At 53.9% G+C, this 19,962-nt stretch carries 21 protein-coding genes and 1 tRNA gene; 17 read left to right on the top strand and 5 right to left on the bottom strand.

Annotated features, from left to right (window positions below):
- The first annotated feature begins 47 nt into the window (after positions 1–47).
- The 16 genes from sucC to pnuC all read left to right on the top strand — a co-directional run bounded on the left by sucC (position 48) and on the right by pnuC (position 13,979).
- Positions 48–1,214: an ADP-forming succinate--CoA ligase subunit beta gene (sucC, locus tag FOY96_RS15400; RefSeq protein WP_023310791.1), complete on the top strand. Its 1,167-nt coding sequence runs from the start codon at positions 48–50 to the stop codon at positions 1,212–1,214.
- Complete coding sequence (gene sucD / locus FOY96_RS15395; RefSeq protein WP_136486347.1) at positions 1,214–2,083, top strand: succinate--CoA ligase subunit alpha; 870 nt, start codon at positions 1,214–1,216, stop codon at positions 2,081–2,083. Before sucC ends, sucD begins: the two co-directional genes overlap by 1 nt.
- A 733-nt stretch (positions 2,084–2,816) precedes the next feature.
- On the top strand, positions 2,817–4,385 hold the full coding sequence (cydA, locus tag FOY96_RS15390; protein ID WP_023310795.1) for a cytochrome ubiquinol oxidase subunit I: 1,569 nt from the start codon (positions 2,817–2,819) through the stop codon (positions 4,383–4,385).
- Between the two features lie 15 nt (positions 4,386–4,400).
- Complete coding sequence (cydB, locus tag FOY96_RS15385; RefSeq protein WP_047061368.1) at positions 4,401–5,540, top strand: cytochrome d ubiquinol oxidase subunit II; 1,140 nt, start codon at positions 4,401–4,403, stop codon at positions 5,538–5,540.
- Positions 5,541–5,554: 14 nt separating this feature from the next.
- On the top strand, positions 5,555–5,668 hold the full coding sequence (gene cydX / locus FOY96_RS15380) for a cytochrome bd-I oxidase subunit CydX (protein WP_003858598.1): 114 nt from the start codon (positions 5,555–5,557) through the stop codon (positions 5,666–5,668).
- Complete coding sequence (ybgE, locus tag FOY96_RS15375) at positions 5,668–5,958, top strand: cyd operon protein YbgE (RefSeq protein WP_014831116.1); 291 nt, start codon at positions 5,668–5,670, stop codon at positions 5,956–5,958. The genes cydX and ybgE overlap by 1 nt, the downstream gene beginning before the upstream one ends.
- A gap of 148 nt (positions 5,959–6,106) precedes the next feature.
- Complete coding sequence (gene ybgC / locus FOY96_RS15370; RefSeq protein ID WP_003858593.1) at positions 6,107–6,511, top strand: tol-pal system-associated acyl-CoA thioesterase; 405 nt, start codon at positions 6,107–6,109, stop codon at positions 6,509–6,511.
- A complete protein-coding gene (gene tolQ, locus FOY96_RS15365) occupies positions 6,508–7,200 on the top strand; it encodes a Tol-Pal system protein TolQ (protein WP_008501101.1) in 693 nt (230 codons plus the stop codon). The genes ybgC and tolQ overlap by 4 nt, the downstream gene beginning before the upstream one ends.
- Positions 7,201–7,203: 3 nt before the next feature.
- Positions 7,204–7,632, top strand: a complete 429-nt coding sequence (tolR, locus tag FOY96_RS15360; RefSeq protein ID WP_003858589.1) for a colicin uptake protein TolR — start codon at positions 7,204–7,206, stop codon at positions 7,630–7,632.
- Positions 7,633–7,660: 28 nt separating this feature from the next.
- Positions 7,661–8,947: a cell envelope integrity protein TolA gene (gene tolA, locus FOY96_RS15355; protein WP_029740419.1), complete on the top strand. Its 1,287-nt coding sequence runs from the start codon at positions 7,661–7,663 to the stop codon at positions 8,945–8,947.
- A gap of 134 nt (positions 8,948–9,081) precedes the next feature.
- Positions 9,082–10,374: a Tol-Pal system beta propeller repeat protein TolB gene (gene tolB, locus FOY96_RS15350; protein WP_008501103.1), complete on the top strand. Its 1,293-nt coding sequence runs from the start codon at positions 9,082–9,084 to the stop codon at positions 10,372–10,374.
- Positions 10,375–10,409: 35 nt separating this feature from the next.
- The gene (gene pal / locus FOY96_RS15345; RefSeq protein ID WP_003858578.1) at positions 10,410–10,931 is read left to right on the top strand and encodes a peptidoglycan-associated lipoprotein Pal; all 522 of its coding nucleotides are present in this window, start codon (positions 10,410–10,412) and stop codon (positions 10,929–10,931) included.
- A 9-nt stretch (positions 10,932–10,940) separates the two neighbouring features.
- Complete coding sequence (cpoB, locus tag FOY96_RS15340) at positions 10,941–11,735, top strand: cell division protein CpoB (RefSeq protein WP_029740420.1); 795 nt, start codon at positions 10,941–10,943, stop codon at positions 11,733–11,735.
- Positions 11,736–11,896: 161 nt separating this feature from the next.
- A tRNA-Lys gene (locus FOY96_RS15335) sits at positions 11,897–11,972 on the top strand.
- Positions 11,973–12,194: 222 nt separating this feature from the next.
- Positions 12,195–13,238, top strand: coding sequence for a quinolinate synthase NadA (nadA, locus tag FOY96_RS15330; protein WP_069303829.1), 1,044 nt, complete (start codon positions 12,195–12,197; stop codon positions 13,236–13,238).
- A gap of 21 nt (positions 13,239–13,259) precedes the next feature.
- A complete protein-coding gene (pnuC, locus tag FOY96_RS15325) occupies positions 13,260–13,979 on the top strand; it encodes a nicotinamide riboside transporter PnuC (RefSeq protein ID WP_143347377.1) in 720 nt (239 codons plus the stop codon).
- Here pnuC and zitB read toward each other — a convergent pair.
- Together zitB and FOY96_RS15315 are read right to left on the bottom strand one after the other, a co-directional pair.
- The gene (gene zitB, locus FOY96_RS15320) at positions 13,976–14,914 is read right to left on the bottom strand and encodes a CDF family zinc transporter ZitB (protein WP_033144958.1); all 939 of its coding nucleotides are present in this window, start codon (positions 14,912–14,914) and stop codon (positions 13,976–13,978) included. The two genes, pnuC and zitB, sit on opposite strands and share 4 nt — an antisense overlap.
- Positions 14,915–15,019: 105 nt before the next feature.
- A complete protein-coding gene (locus FOY96_RS15315; protein WP_032661161.1) occupies positions 15,020–15,400 on the bottom strand; it encodes a protein YbgS in 381 nt (126 codons plus the stop codon).
- Between the two features lie 304 nt (positions 15,401–15,704).
- Between FOY96_RS15315 and aroG the strand changes: the two genes are divergently transcribed.
- Positions 15,705–16,757 carry a 3-deoxy-7-phosphoheptulonate synthase AroG gene (gene aroG, locus FOY96_RS15310; RefSeq protein ID WP_024908788.1) on the top strand — a complete coding sequence of 351 codons (1,053 nt, stop codon included), beginning with the start codon at positions 15,705–15,707 and terminating at the stop codon, positions 16,755–16,757.
- Between the two features lie 61 nt (positions 16,758–16,818).
- Here aroG and gpmA read toward each other — a convergent pair whose 3' ends face one another.
- The 3 genes from gpmA to galK form a co-directional block, all read right to left on the bottom strand.
- The gene (gene gpmA, locus FOY96_RS15305; RefSeq protein WP_023310804.1) at positions 16,819–17,571 is read right to left on the bottom strand and encodes a 2,3-diphosphoglycerate-dependent phosphoglycerate mutase; all 753 of its coding nucleotides are present in this window, start codon (positions 17,569–17,571) and stop codon (positions 16,819–16,821) included.
- Positions 17,572–17,777: 206 nt separating this feature from the next.
- Positions 17,778–18,818, bottom strand: coding sequence for a galactose-1-epimerase (gene galM / locus FOY96_RS15300; protein ID WP_143347376.1), 1,041 nt, complete (start codon positions 18,816–18,818; stop codon positions 17,778–17,780).
- Entirely contained in the window at positions 18,812–19,960 is a 1,149-nt protein-coding gene (gene galK / locus FOY96_RS15295) for a galactokinase (protein ID WP_029739550.1), read from the bottom strand. The genes galM and galK overlap by 7 nt, the downstream gene beginning before the upstream one ends.
- Positions 19,961–19,962: the final 2 nt, after the last annotated feature.

Here is a 19,962-nt window from a genome sequence, read left to right as displayed (position 1 = left end):
CCAATAAAAGCACGACCTAACGATTACCTGAAGGATGGATAGAACACATGAACTTACATGAATATCAGGCCAAACAGCTGTTTGCCCGGTATGGCTTACCGGCTCCGGTGGGTTATGCCTGTACTACCCCGCGTGAAGCAGAAGAAGCCGCATCTAAAATCGGTTCCGGCCCTTGGGTAGTTAAGTGTCAGGTTCACGCTGGTGGCCGTGGTAAAGCGGGCGGTGTGAAGGTTGTTAAGAGCAAAGAAGAGATTCGTGCGTTTGCTGAACATTGGCTCGGCAAGCGTCTGGTAACGTACCAGACAGATGCGAACGGCCAGCCGGTTAACCAGATCCTGGTTGAAGCGGCGACCGATATCGCGAAAGAACTGTACCTGGGCGCGGTTGTTGACCGTAGCTCCCGTCGCGTGGTGTTCATGGCGTCTACCGAAGGCGGCGTGGAAATCGAAAAAGTGGCGGAAGAAACCCCGCACCTGATCCACAAAGTGGCAATCGATCCGCTGGCAGGTCCAATGCCTTACCAGGGTCGCGAGCTGGCGTTCAAACTGGGCCTGGAAGGCAAGCTGGTTCAGCAGTTCACCAAGATCTTCATGGGTCTGGCGAACATCTTCCTGGAGCGCGACCTGGCGCTGATCGAGATCAACCCGCTGGTGATCACCACCCAGGGCGACCTGATCTGCCTCGACGGCAAGCTGGGCGCTGACGGCAACGCGCTGTTCCGCCAGTCCGATCTGCGCGAAATGCGCGATCAGTCTCAGGAAGATCCGCGTGAAGCGCAGGCTGCACAGTGGGAGCTGAACTACGTGGCGCTGGACGGCAACATCGGCTGCATGGTTAACGGTGCGGGCCTGGCAATGGGCACCATGGACATCGTTAAGCTGCACGGCGGTGAGCCAGCAAACTTCCTCGACGTAGGCGGTGGCGCAACCAAAGAGCGCGTAACCGAAGCGTTCAAAATCATTCTCTCTGACGACAACGTGAAGGCCGTTCTGGTTAACATCTTCGGCGGCATCGTTCGTTGCGACCTGATCGCCGACGGTATCATCGGTGCGGTAGAAGAAGTGGGCGTGAACGTTCCGGTGGTTGTGCGTCTGGAAGGTAACAACGCTGAACTCGGCGCGAAAAAACTGGCTGACAGCGGCCTGAATATTATTGCAGCGAAAAGTCTGACGGATGCAGCTCAGCAGGTTGTTGCCGCAGTGGAGGGGAAATAATGTCAGTTTTAATTAATAAAGATACCAAGGTTATCTGCCAGGGCTTCACCGGTAGCCAGGGGACTTTCCACTCCGAACAGGCAATTGCCTACGGCACGCAGATGGTTGGCGGCGTAACGCCAGGTAAAGGCGGTACCACGCACCTGGGCCTGCCGGTATTCAACACCGTGCGTGAAGCCGTAGAAGCGACGGGCGCAACCGCGAGCGTGATCTACGTTCCGGCACCGTTCTGCAAAGACTCCATTCTGGAAGCGATCGACGCAGGCATCAAGCTGATCATCACCATCACTGAAGGCATCCCGACGCTGGATATGCTGACCGTGAAGGTGAAGCTGGATGAAGCAGGCGTGCGCATGATCGGCCCGAACTGCCCTGGCGTTATCACCCCGGGCGAATGCAAAATCGGCATCATGCCGGGCCACATTCACAAGCCGGGGAAAGTGGGCATCGTGTCCCGTTCCGGTACGCTGACCTATGAAGCTGTGAAGCAGACCACCGATTACGGCTTCGGCCAGTCCACCTGCGTGGGCATCGGCGGTGACCCGATCCCTGGCTCTAACTTCATCGACATCCTGAAGCTGTTCCAGGAAGATCCACAGACCGAAGCGATCGTGATGATCGGTGAGATCGGTGGTAGCGCGGAAGAAGAAGCCGCTGCTTACATCAAAGAACACGTGACCAAGCCAGTTGTCGGTTACATCGCGGGTGTGACCGCGCCGAAAGGCAAGCGTATGGGTCACGCAGGCGCGATCATCGCCGGTGGTAAGGGTACGGCTGATGAGAAATTCGCAGCGCTGGAAGCCGCAGGCGTGAAAACCGTTCGCAGCCTGGCGGATATCGGCGAAGCACTGAAATCCATCATTAAGTAAGTCCTCTCTGCTCCCCGAAAGGGGGGCGTTGAAGTATAAAAATGTCCGTTTCGACATGGTTGGCCGCTGTAAAGCGGCCTTTTTTATTGCCTGCCGGGCATCATGCAATAGTCACTAAATGGTGTTAATTAGAGAGGGGGATAAAAGTAAAATAATTGTTATTTATTTACCTTAAAGAGAGCGGATGGAAAAAAACGAAAAAACGCACTAAAATTTATGTCCTGAATAAATTAGGCATTCGGGCTTCTGAGTTAATAAAAATCAATTCTGTTTATATTCATCAATCGACTTGATAACCTTAATTGTATTTTATATACATATCTTTAACATGGTTTTTACTATGTTCACCGCATCAAAACACATTTAACACAACGGATTGTTTTTGATTTAAATCAATGTTTAATCCTTGGAAAAACCCATCAAAAGGCGGTAAATTGTCCCCGATCAAAATGGCCGAAAAGTGGTAATTTTGCTATAAATTGATCGCCGTCGAAAAACGTAAATGTGATTCAATAAAAACCTGTTTATTGTAAGGGTTTTGCAGCGTATTATATTTGCGGGATCAATTTGAGTTTTTTATTAACGTATTTGTAACCTCACGTCATCGTTTTTATCCTCCTTCAGGGTAATAACGACGACAAGGATGCGAATAATTTGTATTGGGGCATGCGTGTGGATCTCTCTCTGACGGGGTTCACTCTCGGAGTCTTCATGCGATGAGCAAGGAGTCATGATGTTAGATATAGTCGAACTGTCGCGCTTACAGTTTGCCTTGACCGCGATGTACCACTTCCTGTTTGTGCCACTGACGCTCGGTATGGCGTTCCTGCTGGCCATTATGGAAACGGTATACGTTCTCTCCGGCAAACAGATTTATAAAGATATGACCAAGTTCTGGGGCAAGTTGTTTGGTATCAACTTCGCGCTGGGCGTGGCAACCGGTTTGACCATGGAGTTCCAGTTCGGGACTAACTGGTCTTACTATTCCCACTATGTCGGGGATATCTTCGGTGCGCCGCTGGCCATTGAAGGTCTGATGGCATTCTTCCTCGAATCCACCTTTGTAGGTCTGTTCTTCTTCGGCTGGGACCGTCTGGGTAAAGTCCAGCATATGGCGGTGACCTGGCTGGTGGCATTAGGTTCGAACCTGTCCGCGCTGTGGATTCTGGTGGCGAACGGCTGGATGCAGAACCCTATCGCGTCTGATTTCAACTTCGAAACCATGCGTATGGAGATGGTCAGCTTTGCCGAGCTGGTCCTGAACCCGGTTGCACAGGTTAAATTCGTTCACACCGTCGCTTCTGGCTACGTGTGCGGCGCGATGTTTGTACTGGGCATCAGCTCTTACTACATGCTGCGCGGTCGTGACTTCGCGTTTGCTAAGCGCTCCTTTGCTATCGCTGCAAGCTTCGGTATGGCTGCAATCCTCTCTGTTATCGTTCTGGGTGATGAATCCGGTTACGAAATGGGTGACGTGCAGAAAACCAAACTGGCCGCCATCGAAGCCGAATGGGAAACCCAACCGGCGCCTGCTGCCTTTACGCTGTTCGGTATTCCGGATCAGGACGCGCAGGAAAACCGCTTCGCCATTCAGATCCCTTATGCGCTGGGTATCATCGCCACCCGTTCTGTTGATAAGCAGGTGACCGGTCTGAAAGAGCTGATGGTTCAGCACGAAGAGCGTATCCGTAACGGTATGAAAGCTTACTCGCTGCTGGAACAGCTGCGTGCCGGTTCTACCGACCAGGCCGTTCGCGACCAGTTCAACAACGTGAAGAAAGATCTGGGTTACGGTTTGCTGCTGAAGCGTTATACCCCGAACGTTTCTGATGCGACAGAAGCGCAGATCCAGATGGCAACCAAAGACTCGATTCCACGCGTTGCGCCACTGTACTTCGCATTCCGTATCATGGTGGGCTGCGGCATCATCATGCTGCTGATCATTGCGGCGTCCTTCTGGTCCGTGATTCGTAACCGCATCGGCGAGAAAAAATGGCTGCTGCGCACCGCGCTGTACGGTATTCCACTGCCGTGGATCGCGATCGAATCCGGCTGGTTTGTTGCGGAGTACGGCCGTCAGCCATGGGCGATTGGTGAGGTACTGCCAACGGCGGTAGCGAACTCGTCCCTGACAGCGGGCGACCTGATCTTCTCCATGCTGCTGATTTGTGGTCTGTACACCCTGTTCCTGGTGGCTGAACTGTTCCTGATGTTCAAGTTCGCGCGCCTTGGCCCAAGCAGCCTGAAAACCGGTCGCTATCACTACGAGCAGTCCACTGCGACTACTCAGCCGGCACGCTAAGACAGGAGTCATCAAATGATCGATTATGAAGTATTGCGTTTTATCTGGTGGCTGCTGGTTGGCGTTCTGCTGATCGGTTTTGCCGTCACGGATGGTTTCGACATGGGGGTGGGGATGCTCACCCGTTTCCTCGGTCGTAATGACACCGAGCGTCGAATCATGATCAACTCCATCGCCCCTCACTGGGACGGTAACCAGGTGTGGCTGATCACCGCTGGCGGCGCGCTGTTCGCTGCCTGGCCGATGGTCTACGCGGCTGCGTTCTCCGGCTTCTACGTGGCGATGATTCTGGTGCTGGCCTCTTTATTCTTCCGTCCGGTTGGTTTCGACTACCGTTCCAAGATTGAAGACACCCGCTGGCGCAACATGTGGGACTGGGGCATCTTCATCGGTAGCTTCGTTCCACCGCTGGTGATCGGCGTGGCGTTCGGTAACCTGCTGCAGGGCGTACCGTTCCACCTGGACGAATACATGCGTCTTTACTACACCGGTAACTTCTTCCAGCTGCTGAATCCGTTTGGCCTGCTGGCCGGCGTGGTGAGCGTGGCGATGATCATCACTCAGGGCGCAACCTATCTGCAGATGCGTACGGTTGGTGAACTGCACCTGCGTTCTCGCGCGACGGCTCAGGTCGCTGCGCTGGTGACGCTGGTCTGCTTCGCACTGGCCGGTGTGTGGGTGGTGTACGGCATTGATGGTTATGTGGTGACCTCTGCAATTAACCACTCGGCACCGTCTAACCCGCTGACCAAAGAAGTGGCGCGTCAGGCTGGCGCATGGCTGGTGAACTTCAATAACACCCCTGCGCTGTGGGCGATCCCGGCTCTGGGCGTATTGCTGCCGCTGCTGACCGTGTTGACGTCTCGTCTGGAGAAAGGCGCGCTGGCGTTCGTGTTCTCTTCGCTGACCCTGGCGTGCATCATCCTGACGGCGGGTATTGCGATGTTCCCATTCGTCATGCCATCCAGCACCATGCTGAATGCTAGCCTGACCATGTGGGACGCAACGTCCAGCCAGCTGACGCTGAACCTGATGACGTATGTTGCTTGCGTGTTCGTACCGATTATCCTGCTCTACACCACCTGGTGTTACTGGAAAATGTTCGGTCGCATCACTAAAGAACATATCGAAAGCAACACCCACTCTATGTACTAAGTAAGGAGCTGAATATGTGGTATTTCGCATGGATTTTAGGGACGCTTCTTGCCTGTGCATTTGGTGTCATCACTGCCCTGGCGCTTGAGCACGTCGAAGCGACCAAAGCGGGTGAAGAAAAACACTGATGAATATTATCGCGACGCTTTACGCGGTAATGGACAAGCGCCCGTTACGGGCGCTTTCTTTAGTGATGGCATTACTGCTGGCAGGTTGTATCTTCTGGGACCCTTCGCGCTTTGCAGCGAAAACCAGCGAGCTTGAAATCTGGCACGGCTTTCTCATTATGTGGGCGGTCTGTGCAGGTGTGATCCACGGCGTCGGCTTTCGTCCGAAAGCCATTCACTGGCAGGGAATTTTTTGCCCGCTGATTGCCGATCTGGTGCTTCTTGCCGGTTTGATTTTCTTCTTCTTCTGAATAAGAAATGTCCGTTAACGTTATGGGCTTACCCGAGCCCATAAAAATTTACTCTCCGTTTACTTTCTCCCATTCCCAACCCTCTTTCCCGCGCGTATAGTAGCGAAGTTTAAAAGCATTAACTTTTGTTGCATTACCGGGATGTAAAGTGAATACAACGCTGTTTCGATGGCCGGTTCGTGTCTATTACGAAGATACCGATGCCGGTGGTGTGGTTTACCACGCCAGCTACGTTGCTTTTTATGAACGGGCACGCACAGAGATGCTGCGCCATCATCACTTTAGTCAACAGGTGCTGTTGGCTGAGCGAGTTGCCTTCGTGGTACGCAAGATGACGCTTGAGTATTTTGCGCCTGCCAGACTCGACGATATGCTCGAAGTCCAAACTGAAATTACATCAATGCGCGGGACCTCACTGGTTTTCACGCAGCGGATAGTCAACGCAGAGAATACCGTACTGAACTCAGCTGAAGTGCTGATTGTTTGTGTTGATCCAACCATAATGAAGCCTCGTGCGCTTCCTAAGTCTATTGTCGCGGAGTTTAAGCAGTGACTGACATGAATATCCTTGATTTGTTCCTGAAGGCAAGCCTTCTGGTTAAACTTATCATGTTGATTTTGATTGGTTTTTCAATCGCATCCTGGGCCATCATCATCCAGAGAACGCGTATCCTCAATGCCGCTGGCCGTGAAGCTGAAGCGTTTGAAGATAAGTTCTGGTCGGGTATTGAGCTTTCTCGTCTGTATCAGGAAAGCCAGGGACGCCGTGAAAACCTTACAGGCTCCGAGCAAATTTTTTATAGCGGTTTCAAAGAGTTTGCTCGTCTGCATCGTGCAAACAATCATGCGCCGGAAGCGGTTGTAGAAGGTGCCTCGCGTGCGATGCGTATCTCTATGAACCGTGAGCTGGAAAATCTCGAAACGCATATTCCATTCCTCGGCACTGTCGGTTCCATCAGCCCGTATATCGGCCTGTTTGGTACCGTGTGGGGGATCATGCACGCCTTTATCGCGCTGGGCGCGGTGAAGCAGGCGACGTTGCAGATGGTTGCACCGGGTATCGCTGAAGCACTGATTGCGACCGCTATCGGTCTGTTTGCGGCAATTCCTGCGGTTATGGCTTACAACCGTCTGAACCAGCGCGTGAACAAACTGGAACTGAACTACGACAACTTTATGGAAGAGTTCACTGCGATTCTGCACCGTCAGGCGTTTACCAGCACCGAGAGCAACAAGGGGTAAACCATGGCCAGATCGCGTGGACGAGGTCGTCGCGAGCTCAAGTCCGAAATCAATATCGTTCCACTGCTGGACGTCCTGCTGGTACTGCTGCTGATCTTCATGGCGACAGCGCCAATCATTACTCAGAGCGTGGAAGTGGATCTGCCGGATGCGACAGAATCACAGGCGGTGAGCACCAATGACGATCCTCCGGTTATCATTGAGGTTTCCGGCGTAGGGCAATACAGCGTCGTGGTAGAGAAAGATCGTATGGATCAGCTGCCGCCTGAGCAGGTTATTGCTGAAGCGCAGCGTCGTCTGGAGTCAAATCCGAAAACGGTCTTCTTAATCGGTGGCGCGAAAGACGTACCCTACGATGAAATTATTAAAGCGCTGAACTTGCTACATAGTGCGGGTGTTAAGTCAGTTGGCTTAATGACCCAACCTATTTGATCATCCGCGTAGTTTTTGGGAACCGATAGTGTCAAAGGCAACCGAACAGAACGACAAGCTTAAGCGAGCGATAATCGTCTCCGCAGTGCTGCACGTGATTCTCTTTGCAGCGCTGATCTGGAGTTCGTTCGACGAGCATATTGATGCATCAGCCGGTGGCGGTGGAGGGTCTTCCATTGACGCCGTGATGGTGGATCCCGGTGCGGTAGTACAGAACTATAATCGCGAACAGCAGCAGAAGGCGAGTGCCAAACGGGCTGAAGAGCAGCGTGAAAAACAGTCGCAACAGCAGGCGGAAGAACTGCGTGAAAAGCAGGCCGCAGAGCAGGAGCGTCTGAAGCAGCTTGAGAAAGAGCGTTTGCAGGCGCAGGAAGCTGCGAAAGAGCAGGCGGAACAGCAGAAGCAAGCCGAAGAGGCCGCGAAGAAAGCACAGGAACAGCAAAAGCAGGCGGAAGAGGCGGCAGCAAAAGCCGCAGCGGACGCGAAAGCACAGGCTGATGCCCAGGCAAAATTAGCGGCAGAAGCGGCGAAGAAAGCCGCTGCTGATGCTCAGAAGAAAGCTGAAGCGGAAGCCGCGAAGAAAGCCGCTGCCGATGCTCAGAAGAAAGCTGAAGCGGAAGCCGCGAAAAAAGCCGCTGCCGATGCTCAGAAGAAAGCCGAAGCGGAAGCCGCGAAAAAAGCCGCTCAGGAAGCAGAGAAGAAAGCTGCTGCCGAGGCCGCGAAGAAAGCGGCTGCTGCTGAGAAAGCGGCTGCAGAAAAAGCTGCCGCCGCTGAAAAAGCCGCTGCCGATAAAAAAGCTGCAGCTGAGAAGGCTGCCGCCGATAAGAAAGCTGCAGCTGAGAAGGCCGCTGCCGATAAGAAAGCTGCTGCTGATAAAGCGGCGGCCAAAAAGGCCGCGGCTGCTGAAAAAGCCGCTGCTGCCGCAGGGGTTGACGATCTGCTGGGCGATTTAAGCTCCGGTAAGAATGCACCGAAAACGGGCGGTGGGGCGAAAGGAAACAACGCAGCGCCGACGGGAAGTGGTAACACTAAGAGTAACGGTGCGACAGGGGCTGAAATCAACGGTTATGCCGCGCAGATTAAATCCGCTATTGAAAGCCGATTCTATGATGCATCTTCCTATACCGGTAAAACGTGTACGTTGCGTATAAAACTGGCTCCGGACGGCATGCTGCTGGATATTAAGTCTGAAGGTGGCGACCCGGCTTTATGTACTGCGGCCCTGGCTGCAGCGCGTCAGGCGAAGATGCCTAAACCGCCGTCTCAGGCAGTTTACGAAGTCTTCAAAAATGCGCCGCTGGACTTCAAACCTTAAGTTACATTTTCCCCGTGCAAACGGGGAAAAATAGACCAGGTTTAGTCACAGGGTTCTGGTAGTTTTGTCTATTTGAGTTTGTTAACATTCTGCTAAATTATCGTGGGTAAGGTTACCCGGATAAGGGAGATATGATGAAGCAGGCATTACGTGTAGCATTTAGTTTTTTAATGCTGTGGGCAGCAGTACTGCACGCAGAAGTACGTATCGAGATCACCCAGGGGGTGGACTCGGCACGCCCAATCGGTGTTGTTCCGTTCCAGTGGGCCGGTCCTGGCGCTGCACCTGAAGATGCCGGTGGCATCGTGGCGGCTGACCTGCGTAACAGCGGTAAATTCAACCCGTTAGATCGTTCTCGTCTGCCTCAGCAGCCGGGCAGCGCGCAGGAAGTACAGCCTGCAGCATGGTCTGCACTGGGTATTGATGCCGTGGTTGTGGGTCAGGTTACGCCTAACCCGGACGGCTCTTACAACGTGGCCTGGCAGCTGGTGGATACCGGCGGTGCACCGGGTACCGTTCTGGCACAGAACTCTTACAAGGTCACTAAGCAGTACCTGCGCTACGCGGCACACGCTGCCAGCGATGCGGTATTTGAAAAACTGACCGGCATTAAAGGGGCGTTCCGTACCCGTATTGCTTATGTGGTGCAGACCAACGGTGGTCAGTTCCCGTATGAGCTGCGCGTATCTGACTACGACGGCTACAACCAGTTCCTGGTGAAACGTTCTTCACAGCCGCTGATGTCTCCAGCCTGGTCTCCGGACGGTTCTAAACTGGCCTATGTAACCTTCGAAAGCGGCCGTTCAGCGCTGGTTATCCAGACGCTGGCAAACGGTGCTGTTCGTCAGGTGGCGTCTTTCCCACGTCACAACGGTGCACCTTCCTTCTCTCCGGACGGGTCTAAACTGGCGTTTGCGCTGTCAAAAACCGGTAGCCTGAACCTGTACGTGATGGACATTGGCTCTGGCCAGATCCGTCAGGTGACCGACGGTCGCAGCAACAACACTGAACCTTCATGGTTCCCGGATAGTCAAAACCTGGCGTTTACTTCTGACCAGGCTGGCCGTCCACAAATCTATAAAGTCAACATCAACGGCGGTGCTCCGCAGCGTATTACCTGGGAAGGTTCGCAGAACCAGAACTCAGACGTGAGCAGCGACGGTAAATTTATGGTAATGGTGAGCTCCAACGGTGGGCAGCAGCACATTGCCAAACAGGATCTGGTAGCGGGTGGCGTTCAAGTTCTGTCGTCAACGTTCCTGGATGAAACGCCAAGTCTGGCACCTAACGGCACGATGGTAATCTACAGCTCTTCTCAGGGGATGGGATCTGTGCTGAATCTGGTTTCTACAGATGGGCGTTTCAAAGCGCGTATTCCGGCAACTGATGGACAGGTAAAATCACCTGCCTGGTCGCCGTATCTGTAAATAATAATTAATTGATTACTAAAGGAATCATAGAAATGCAACTGAACAAAGTGCTGAAGGGGCTGATGATCGCTCTGCCTGTAATGGCAATCGCAGCGTGTTCTTCTAACAAGAACGCCAGCAATGACCAGAGCGGCGAAGGCATGATGGGTGCCGGCACCGGTATGGACGCGAACGGCAATGGCAACATGTCTTCTGAAGAGCAAGCGCGTCTTCAGATGCAGCAGCTGCAGCAGAACAACATCGTTTACTTCGATCTGGATAAATACGACATCCGTTCTGACTTCGCTGCGATGCTGGATGCTCACGCTAACTTCCTGCGTAGCAACCCATCTTACAAAGTCACCGTAGAAGGTCACGCGGACGAACGTGGTACTCCAGAGTACAACATCTCCCTGGGTGAACGTCGTGCTAACGCTGTTAAAATGTACCTGCAGGGTAAAGGCGTTTCTGCTGACCAGATCTCCATCGTTTCTTACGGTAAAGAAAAACCTGCAGTACTGGGTCACGACGAAGCGGCTTACTCCAAAAACCGTCGTGCCGTACTGGTTTACTAAGAGAATTGCATGAGCAGTAACTTCAGACATCATCTGTTGAGTCTGTCGTTACTGGTTGGAATAGCGGCCCCCTGGGCCGCTTTTGCTCAGGCACCAATCAGTAGTGTCGGCTCAGGCTCGGTAGAAGACCGGGTCACTCAACTCGAGCGTATTTCTAACGCTCACAGCCAGCTTTTAACCCAACTCCAGCAACAACTTTCTGATAACCAAAACGATATTGACTCTCTCCGCGGCCAGATTCAGGAAAGCCAGTATCAGTTGAACCAGGTTGTGGAACGTCAGAAGCAGATTTTGCTGCAGATAGATAGCCTGAGCAGCGGTGGTGCAGCAGCACAAGCACAGCCAGCCGCGGGCGATCAGACCGGTGCGGCGACATCAGCTCCGGCTGCGGATGCTTCTGCTTCAACAGGTGCGCCTGTACAGAGCGGTGACGCGAATACGGACTACAACGCGGCCATTGCCCTGGTGCAGGATCAATCTCGTCAGGATGACGCGCTTGCTGCGTTTCAGAACTTTGTTAAGAAATACCCTGATTCCACTTATCAGCCAAATGCGAATTACTGGCTTGGTCAGTTGAATTACAACAAGGGTAAAAAGGACGATGCGGCGTTTTATTTTGCCTCTGTGGTGAAAAATTACCCGAAATCGCCAAAAGCGCCTGATGCGATGTATAAAGTGGGCGTCATCATGCAGGACAAAGGCGACACTGCGAAAGCCAAAGCGGTTTACCAGCAGGTGGTCTCCAAATTCCCGGGTACCGAAGGTGCTAAGCAGGCGCAAAAACGTCTGAATTCGATGGGATGATTATCGCATGACCAGAAATCGCGTTATTTCTGGTCGTGCAGCATGATTCGTAAGCAGTTAAGTGATCTTCATCGAAATTTTTGTTGCGCTGAATTCTTAAATCAGTAATATATGCCGCCGTTGCCACGGGATATCAAACAACGTGAAAACAGCGTAAAAGTGGGTCGTTAGCTCAGTTGGTAGAGCAGTTGACTTTTAATCAATTGGTCGCAGGTTCGAATCCTGCACGACCCACCAGTGTAGAAAGGCGCCCTAAAGGCGCCTTTTTGCTATCTGCCGTCTGTGCAGGTCGGGCAAGGTGAAGCCGCCGGCCGACAAATGCTATCCGCACCTATTTCCGGTGACTTTTCCTCTCATATTCGCTATCTTGTTTAGTATACAAAACACAATTGCCATGCGTTTTGCTATGTCATGCAAAAGAAAGGCAATATTGTTAAGCCCGTAAAACGAGAAGCCATAATGAGTGTGATGTTTGATCCTGAAGCCGCAATCTATCCGTTTCCGCCAAAGCCTGTCCCGCTGAGCCAGGACGAAAAGCAATTCTACCGTGAGAAGATCAAACGTCTTCTCAAAGAACGAGATGCGGTGATGGTGGCCCATTACTACACCGACCCGGAAATTCAGCAGCTGGCGGAAGAGACCGGCGGCTGTATTTCTGACTCACTGGAGATGGCACGCTTCGGTGCAAAACATCCTGCTTCCACGCTGCTGGTTGCTGGCGTGCGTTTTATGGGCGAAACGGCAAAGATCCTGAGCCCTGAAAAAACCATTCTGATGCCGACGCTTAATGCGGAGTGTTCACTTGATCTCGGCTGCCCGATTGACGAATTCACGGCCTTCTGTGACGCCTACCCTGACCGGACCGTGGTGGTTTACGCCAACACCTCTGCGGCGGTAAAAGCGCGGGCAGACTGGGTTGTCACCTCCAGCATCGCCGTTGAGCTGATTGAACATCTGGATAGCCTGGGCGAGAAAATCATCTGGGCGCCTGACCGCCATCTTGGAAATTATGTCCAGAAGCAGACGGGGGCTGACGTTCTCTGCTGGCAGGGTGCCTGCATTGTGCACGACGAATTCAAAACTCAGGCGCTGGCGCGCATGAAGGCACTTTATCCTGACGCCGCGATTCTTGTTCACCCTGAATCACCGCAGTCGATTGTCGACATGGCGGACGCCGTGGGCTCAACCAGCCAGCTTATCAACGCGGCCAGAACGCTGCCTAACAGACAGCTCATCGTGGCAACCGATCGCGGTATCTTCTACAAGATGCAGCAGGCCGTGCCGGAGAAAGAGCTCCTTGAAGCGCCAACGGCGGGCGAGGGCGCAACGTGTCGCAGCTGTGCGCATTGTCCGTGGATGGCGATGAATGGCCTGAAGGCCATTGCCGAAGGGCTCGAGACGGGCGGGGCAGCACATGAAATCCATGTGGATGCCGCCCTGCGTGAAGGTGCGTTAATTCCGCTTAACCGCATGCTGGATTTTGCGGCTACACTACGTACTTAATTCAAAACGACCGGGGAAAAGATGGATTTTTTTAGCACGCAGAACATTCTGGTTCATATACCGATTGGTGCAGGTGGCTATGACCTGTCATGGATTGAGGCCGTTGGCACGCTGGCGGGATTACTCTGTATCTGGCTGGCAAGCCTGGAGAAGATCAGCAACTACGCGTTCGGGCTGATAAACGTTACGCTGTTTGCGATTATCTTCTTCCAGATCCAGCTGTACGCCAGTCTGCTTTTGCAGCTGTTCTTCTTCGCCGCCAATATTTACGGCTGGTACGCGTGGTCGCGTCAGAACAGCCAGCAGGAGGCAGAGCTGCAGATCCGCTGGCTGCCCTTGCCGAAAGCCATCGCCTGGTTTGTCGCCTGCATGGTCGCCATTGGTTTAATGACCGTCTATATCAACCCGGTGTTTGCGTTCCTGACCCGCGTTGCCGTTTCGGTCATGTCCGGTTTCGGCCTGAACGTGACGATGCCCGAGCTCCAGGCGGATGCCTTCCCGTTCTGGGATTCCTGCATGATGGTGCTGTCGATTGCGGCGATGATCCTGATGACCCGTAAATACGTTGAGAACTGGCTGCTGTGGGTCATCATCAACGTGATCAGCGTGGCGATCTTCGCCCTGCAGGGCGTCTATGCAATGTCGCTGGAATATCTGCTGCTGACCTTCATTGCGCTGAACGGCAGCCGGATGTGGATTAAGAGCGCGCGTGAGCGAGGTTCTCACGCGCTTTCCAGCTAGTGGTGATGCTGATGTGAATGTCCGGACTGCGCCTCGTTAAGGTGGCAGTCCGGCCCGTTACAGGGCTGATACTCCATCTGGATGGTGGCGTGGCCAATTTCGTAGTGATGTTCAAGAAAATGCTGGATGCGCTCAAGCAGCGCATCGTGGTCGTGAGGCGGGATCACCTGGACGTGCAGCGTCATGACCGGTTTTTCCCCCACCAGCCAGACGTGAACGTGATGAACGTTGCGCACTTCCGGGACTGAACGGCGCAGGTTGCGCTTTAGCTCGTCAATATCCATCGATGCCGGTGCCCCTTCAAGCAGTTCATTCACGCTCTCCTTCAGCAGCCGCCAGGCGCTGCGCAAGACCAGACACGACACCAGCACGGACAGAATAGGATCGACAGGCGTCCAGCCGGTGTAGAGGATCACCAGCGCGGCGACAATCGCCCCGACTGAGCCGAGCAAATCACCCAGAACATGCAGAGCCGCAGCGCGCACGTTGAGGTTCTTTTCCCCGCTGCCGCGGTGCAAAATCCAGAAGGCGAGGATATTCGCCAGCAGCCCCGCCACGGCAATCACCATCATTGTCGCCCCGGCGATCGGCTGCGGGTGTCTGAATCGCTGTACGGCCTCCCAGACGATAAGAACGGTAATGACCACCAGCGCAATAGCGTTAACAAACGCGGCGAGGGTTGTCAGCCTCAGCCAGCCGAAGGTATGGCGCGCATTGGGAGGACGACGCGCAAACTGCACCGCCAGCAGGGCGAAGAGCAGCGCTGCGGCATCGGTCAGCATGTGTCCGGCATCGGCCAGTAGCGCCAGAGAGCCGGAAATCAGGCCGCCAATGACCTCGATAATCATAAACGTTGCGGTAACGCCAAAGGCCAGCATCAGTCGTTTAGCGTTGTCGTTGCCGGGAGAGGGTGAATGGGAATGGGAGTGAGCCATGTCTGCTTTCCTGATGTGTTATTGTTTTTAGTGTAGCGTTTTTAATAGGTTACTCCAAAAAGAAAGGAGAGCCAGAGCTCTCCTTTTTCTTACCGAACACCCCCGTTACTGGGTGGTGCCATCGGTTTTGGTATTCGCATCGTTCCCTACTTTGTCATTAGGGTCAGGGCATTTGCCGTCCTTGCACATTGAGTTCTTATGAACCTCGTCCGAGCTCATATTGTCATGATTCATGGTGCCGGAACCGCTGCCGTTGGGATGCAGCATGGTGCCGCCGGTGTTGGTGTTGCCGGTATTAATCTGGCTGTTGTCGACATTATTCGGGGCGATATTCTGTTTCGCATCAGGTGCGGGCTGGCCTGCTGCCGCAGCGGCATTCGCATCACCGTTGCTGTCTGATGTGCCCGTTTCCGCGGCCAGGACGCTGCCGCTTGCCAGAGTAAGTGTGGCGGTCAGGAAGAGGGTTGCCAGTTTTGTCATTTTCATCATGGTGCTCCTGTTCTTGTCGTTACGCTGGATAACATTCTCCAACAGTGCATCTTTTTCTGAGGCGAAAGATTCCGCCTTACGGACTTACGTCAGTAGGGAATCGCGTTTAAGCGTGTAAAATTGGTTGTTACAGTTAAAAAGCTTAGGTTAGATCTCGTTTTTCGCTATTTTGTGGCGATTTTTAGGCGAATTCCAGGAATTATCTGCGTGAAGTGTAAAACCGTGTTTACACTTCCTGGTCGACAAGATAGATTGAAAGGATTGCTTTCATTACTAAAGATATGGCAGAGCTGGAAAGAAAATGAATTATCAGAACGACGATTTACGCATTAAAGAGATCAACGAGTTATTACCTCCTGTAGCGCTCCTTGAGAAATTCCCCGCCACTGAAAATGCCGCAAACACGGTTTCTCATGCTCGTAAAGCGATCCATAAGATCCTGAAAGGTAATGACGATCGTCTTCTGGTGGTGATTGGTCCGTGCTCCATTCACGATCCTGCAGCTGCGAAAGAGTACGCTGCCCGTCTGCTCACCCTCCGTGAAGAGCTGAAGGACGAGCTGGAAATCGTGATGCGCGTTTATTTTGAAAAACCGCGTACCACCGTGGGCTGGAAAGGGCTGATTAACGATCCGCATATGGATAACAGCTTCCAGATCAACGACGGCCTGCGCATTGCGCGCAAGCTGCTGCTGGAGATCAACGACAGCGGCCTGCCTGCGGCCGGTGAATTCCTCGACATGATTACGCCACAATATCTGGCAGACCTGATGAGCTGGGGCGCAATTGGTGCCCGCACAACCGAATCTCAGGTTCACCGTGAGCTGGCGTCCGGTCTTTCTTGCCCGGTAGGTTTCAAAAACGGCACTGACGGCACCATTAAGGTGGCTATCGACGCTATCAACGCAGCGGGTGCGCCGCACTGCTTCCTGTCCGTGACCAAATGGGGCCATTCCGCCATCGTTAACACCAGTGGTAACGGTGACTGCCATATCATTCTGCGCGGCGGTAAAGAGCCGAACTACAGCGCGAAACACGTGGCAGAAGTGAAGGTCGGGCTGGAAAAAGCCGGGCTGCCACCGCAGGTGATGATCGATTTCAGCCATGCCAACTCCAGCAAGCAGTTTAAAAAGCAGATGGAAGTAGGGGCAGACGTTTGCCAGCAGATTGCCGGCGGTGAGAAGGCGGTAATTGGGGTGATGATCGAAAGCCATCTGGTCGAAGGTAACCAGAACCTGGAAGGCAGCGAGCCGCTGGTGTATGGCAAAAGCGTCACCGATGCCTGCATTGGCTGGGACGATACCGATACCATCCTGCGTCAGCTGGCGAATGCGGTAAAAGCGCGCCGCGGCTGAATTTTCAGACACAAATAAAAAAGCGCGGAAGGCTCCGCGCTTTTTTTATGCCTTGCGAAAATTACTTCGCTTTACCCTGGTTCGCGACAGCCGCTGCTTTCGCCGCGATCTCTTCTGCGTTACCCAGATAGTAGTGTTTGATTGGCTTGAAGTTTTCGTCGAACTCATACACCAGCGGTACGCCAGTTGGGATGTTCAGTTCAAGGATTTCGTCTTCACCCATGTTGTCCAGGTATTTCACCAGCGCACGCAGGGAGTTACCGTGAGCAGCGATGATCACGCGCTCGCCGCTTTTCAGGCGTGGCAGAATGGTTTCGTTCCAGTAAGGCACAACGCGGTCGATGGTCAGCGCCAGGCTTTCGGTGGTTGGCAGCTCAGCGTCGGTCAGCTTCGCGTAACGCGGATCGTGGCCCGGGTAGCGCTCGTCATCTTTGGTCAGCTCTGGCGGGGTGATTGCGAAGCCGCGACGCCACTGTTTAACCTGCTCGTCGCCATATTTCTCAGCGGTTTCCGCTTTGTTCAGGCCCTGCAGCGCACCGTAGTGACGTTCGTTCAGTTTCCAGGACTTCTCAACCGGCAGCCAGGCCTGATCCAGTTCGTCCAGCACGTTCCACAGGGTGTGGATGGCACGTTTCAGCACAGAGGTGTAAGCAAAATCAAAGCTGAAGCCTTCTTCCTTCAGCAGTTTACCCGCTGCTTTTGCTTCGCTTACGCCTTTCTCAGACAGATCAACGTCGTACCAACCGGTAAAGCGGTTTTCGTTGTTCCACTGGCTTTCGCCGTGACGCACCAGGACCAGCTTAGTTATAGCCATCTCTTACTCCTCAAGCATTTTTAGAATGATAACAATTCTCATTATATTGCCGTGGCCGTGCCACCAGCAACGCTTAACCCTAACCATAGCGAAAATAGTCTCTGAGTGTAAGATGCTTGTGAATCCAGGGTTATGATTTTGTCTGCGATCGGCGCTATTTTCAGCAAGGCGTGCAGAAAAAAGCCCTCCGGAGGGAGGGCTGGATATTAATGTGGAATAAAATGATATTCCGTCACGCTCACGTACTCTTTACCCGGGCGCAGCACGCAGTCCGGCTGCGGCCATTCCGGATGGTTCGGGCTGTCCGGCAGGAACTCGCTCTCCAGCGCCAGGCCTTGCCAGTCGCTGTACTCATCATGTTCGCGCGCCGTCGTGCCGCCGAGGTAGTTGCCTGAGTAAAACTGCAGGGCAGGGGCAGTGGTATAAACCGTCATCTGCAGTTTCTCATCCGCAGACCAGACCTGCGCGGCAGGCTGTTTCACATCGCCTTTGGCCTGCAGCAGGAAAGCGTGGTCGTAGCCTTTCACCTTGCGCTGATCGTCATCACTCATGAAATCCTGGGCGATGGACTTCGCGCTGCGGAAGTCAAAGCTGGTGCCGCTCACGTCTTTAAGGCCCTGATACGGAATGCCCATCTCGTCAACCGGCAGATACGCATCCGCCAGGATCTGCAGCTTGTGCTCACGCACGTCGCACTGGTTACCGTCCAGATTAAAGTACGCGTGGTTGGTCAGGTTGACCGGACACGGCTTGTCGACCGTCGCACGGTATTCAATGGCGATACGGTTGTCGTCGGTCAGCGTAAAGCGCGCGGACGCGACAAGGTTCCCCGGGAAGCCCTGATCGCCATCAGGCGAATCCAGCGAGAACAGCACTTCGCCATCGTTTTGACGAACAATCTTCCAGCGGCGTTTATCAAACCCGTCCGGTCCGCCGTGCAGCTGGTTCTCACCCTGGCTTGGAAGCAGGGTGTACTGCACGCCGTCGAGTTCAAAACGGCTCTTCGCGATGCGGTTAGCATAGCGCCCGACGGACGCGCCCAGATAGGCGGACTGATTGACGTACTGCTCAGGCGAGGCGCAGCCGAGCAGTGTCTCGCGCACGCTGCCGTCCGGCATCGGTACGCGGGCAGAAAGAAGGGTTGCCCCCCAGTCCATCACCGTAACGACCATCCCCGCGCTGTTGCGCAGGGTTAACAGGCGATACGGCAGACCATCCGGTGCAAGGGTAGGTGTTTCGTTTAGCACTGTCCGGCTCCTTGTGATGCTTTACAAACATAGAAGGTTTCTTTGATACCCGTTTTTGCTTCGTACTGCTTCGCCACGGCATCCTGTACGGCAGGGACCAGCTCTTCTGGCACCAGCGCAACGATGCAGCCGCCAAAACCGCCGCCCGTCATGCGCACGCCGCCTTTGTCGCCAATGGTGGCTTTAACGATGTCCACCAGGGTGTCGATCTGCGGAACGGTGATTTCAAAATCATCGCGCATGGAGGCGTGAGATTCCGCCATCAGCTCACCCATGCGTTTCAGGTCACCTTTTGCCAGCGCGGACGCGGCTTCAACGGTACGGGCATTTTCCGTCAGCACGTGACGAACGCGTTTGGCGACAACCGGATCAAGCTCGTGCGCCACTTTGTTAAATTCATTGAGCGTCACGTCGCGCAGGGCAGGCTGCTGGAAGAAGCGGGCGCCGGTTTCGCACTGCTGGCGGCGGGTGTTGTATTCGCTGCCCACCAGCGTGCGCTTAAAGTTGCTGTTGACGATCACCACAGCCGCGCCTTTCGGCAGGGGAACGGCTTTGGTACCCAGCGAGCGGCAATCAATTAACAGGGCATGCTCTTTTTTGCCCAGTGCGGAGATCAGCTGGTCCATAATGCCGCAGTTGCAGCCCACGAACTGGTTTTCTGCTTCCTGACCGTTCAGGGCGATTTGCGCGCCATCCAGCGGCAGATGATAAAGCTGCTGGAACACGGTGCCAACGGCGACTTCCAGCGACGCAGAGGAGCTTAAGCCCGCACCCTGCGGCACGTTGCCGCTGATAACTAAATCGGCACCGCCAAAGTTCTTGTTACGCTTCTGAAGGTGTTTCACCACGCCGCGCACGTAGTTAGACCACTGCTGGCTGTCGTGCGTCACAATCGGGGCATCGAGGGAAAACTCGTCCGTTTCATTACCGTAATCCGCCGCAATCACGCGAACTTTACGGTCGTCGCGCTTCGCGCAGCTGATGACGGTCTGGTAATCGATGGCGCACGGCAGCACGAAACCGTCGTTATAGTCGGTGTGTTCACCGATCAGGTTAACGCGGCCTGGCGCCTGAATAACGTGGGTGGCAGGGTAGCCAAATTTCTCAGCAAACAGGGATTGTGTTTTATCTTTCAGACTCATTT

Origin of the sequence: Enterobacter asburiae (assembly GCF_007035645.1) — a bacterium.
Classification (GTDB): Bacteria; Pseudomonadota; Gammaproteobacteria; order Enterobacterales; family Enterobacteriaceae; genus Enterobacter; species Enterobacter asburiae_B.
Note: the sequence above shows the minus strand (reverse complement) of the source record. Positions and strands in the feature narration are given on the sequence as shown.

Excerpts from the sequence above, each read along its gene's own strand:
- cydB (WP_047061368.1), top strand. The coding sequence starts at position 4,401 with ATGATCGATTATGAAGTATTGCGTTTTATCTGGTGGCTGCTGGTTGGC.
- FOY96_RS15315 (WP_032661161.1), bottom strand. The coding sequence starts at position 15,400 with ATGAAAATGACAAAACTGGCAACCCTCTTCCTGACCGCCACACTTACT.
- tolR (WP_003858589.1), top strand. The coding sequence starts at position 7,204 with ATGGCCAGATCGCGTGGACGAGGTCGTCGCGAGCTCAAGTCCGAAATC.
- gpmA (WP_023310804.1), bottom strand. The coding sequence starts at position 17,571 with ATGGCTATAACTAAGCTGGTCCTGGTGCGTCACGGCGAAAGCCAGTGG.
- cpoB (WP_029740420.1), top strand. The coding sequence starts at position 10,941 with ATGAGCAGTAACTTCAGACATCATCTGTTGAGTCTGTCGTTACTGGTT.
- sucC (WP_023310791.1), top strand. The coding sequence starts at position 48 with ATGAACTTACATGAATATCAGGCCAAACAGCTGTTTGCCCGGTATGGC.
- galK (WP_029739550.1), bottom strand. The coding sequence starts at position 19,960 with ATGAGTCTGAAAGATAAAACACAATCCCTGTTTGCTGAGAAATTTGGC.
- tolB (WP_008501103.1), top strand. The coding sequence starts at position 9,082 with ATGAAGCAGGCATTACGTGTAGCATTTAGTTTTTTAATGCTGTGGGCA.
- cydA (WP_023310795.1), top strand. The coding sequence starts at position 2,817 with ATGTTAGATATAGTCGAACTGTCGCGCTTACAGTTTGCCTTGACCGCG.
- nadA (WP_069303829.1), top strand. The coding sequence starts at position 12,195 with ATGAGTGTGATGTTTGATCCTGAAGCCGCAATCTATCCGTTTCCGCCA.
- ybgE (WP_014831116.1), top strand. The coding sequence starts at position 5,668 with ATGAATATTATCGCGACGCTTTACGCGGTAATGGACAAGCGCCCGTTA.
- sucD (WP_136486347.1), top strand. The coding sequence starts at position 1,214 with ATGTCAGTTTTAATTAATAAAGATACCAAGGTTATCTGCCAGGGCTTC.
- zitB (WP_033144958.1), bottom strand. The coding sequence starts at position 14,914 with ATGGCTCACTCCCATTCCCATTCACCCTCTCCCGGCAACGACAACGCT.
- pnuC (WP_143347377.1), top strand. The coding sequence starts at position 13,260 with ATGGATTTTTTTAGCACGCAGAACATTCTGGTTCATATACCGATTGGT.
- cydX (WP_003858598.1), top strand. The coding sequence starts at position 5,555 with ATGTGGTATTTCGCATGGATTTTAGGGACGCTTCTTGCCTGTGCATTT.
- aroG (WP_024908788.1), top strand. The coding sequence starts at position 15,705 with ATGAATTATCAGAACGACGATTTACGCATTAAAGAGATCAACGAGTTA.
- pal (WP_003858578.1), top strand. The coding sequence starts at position 10,410 with ATGCAACTGAACAAAGTGCTGAAGGGGCTGATGATCGCTCTGCCTGTA.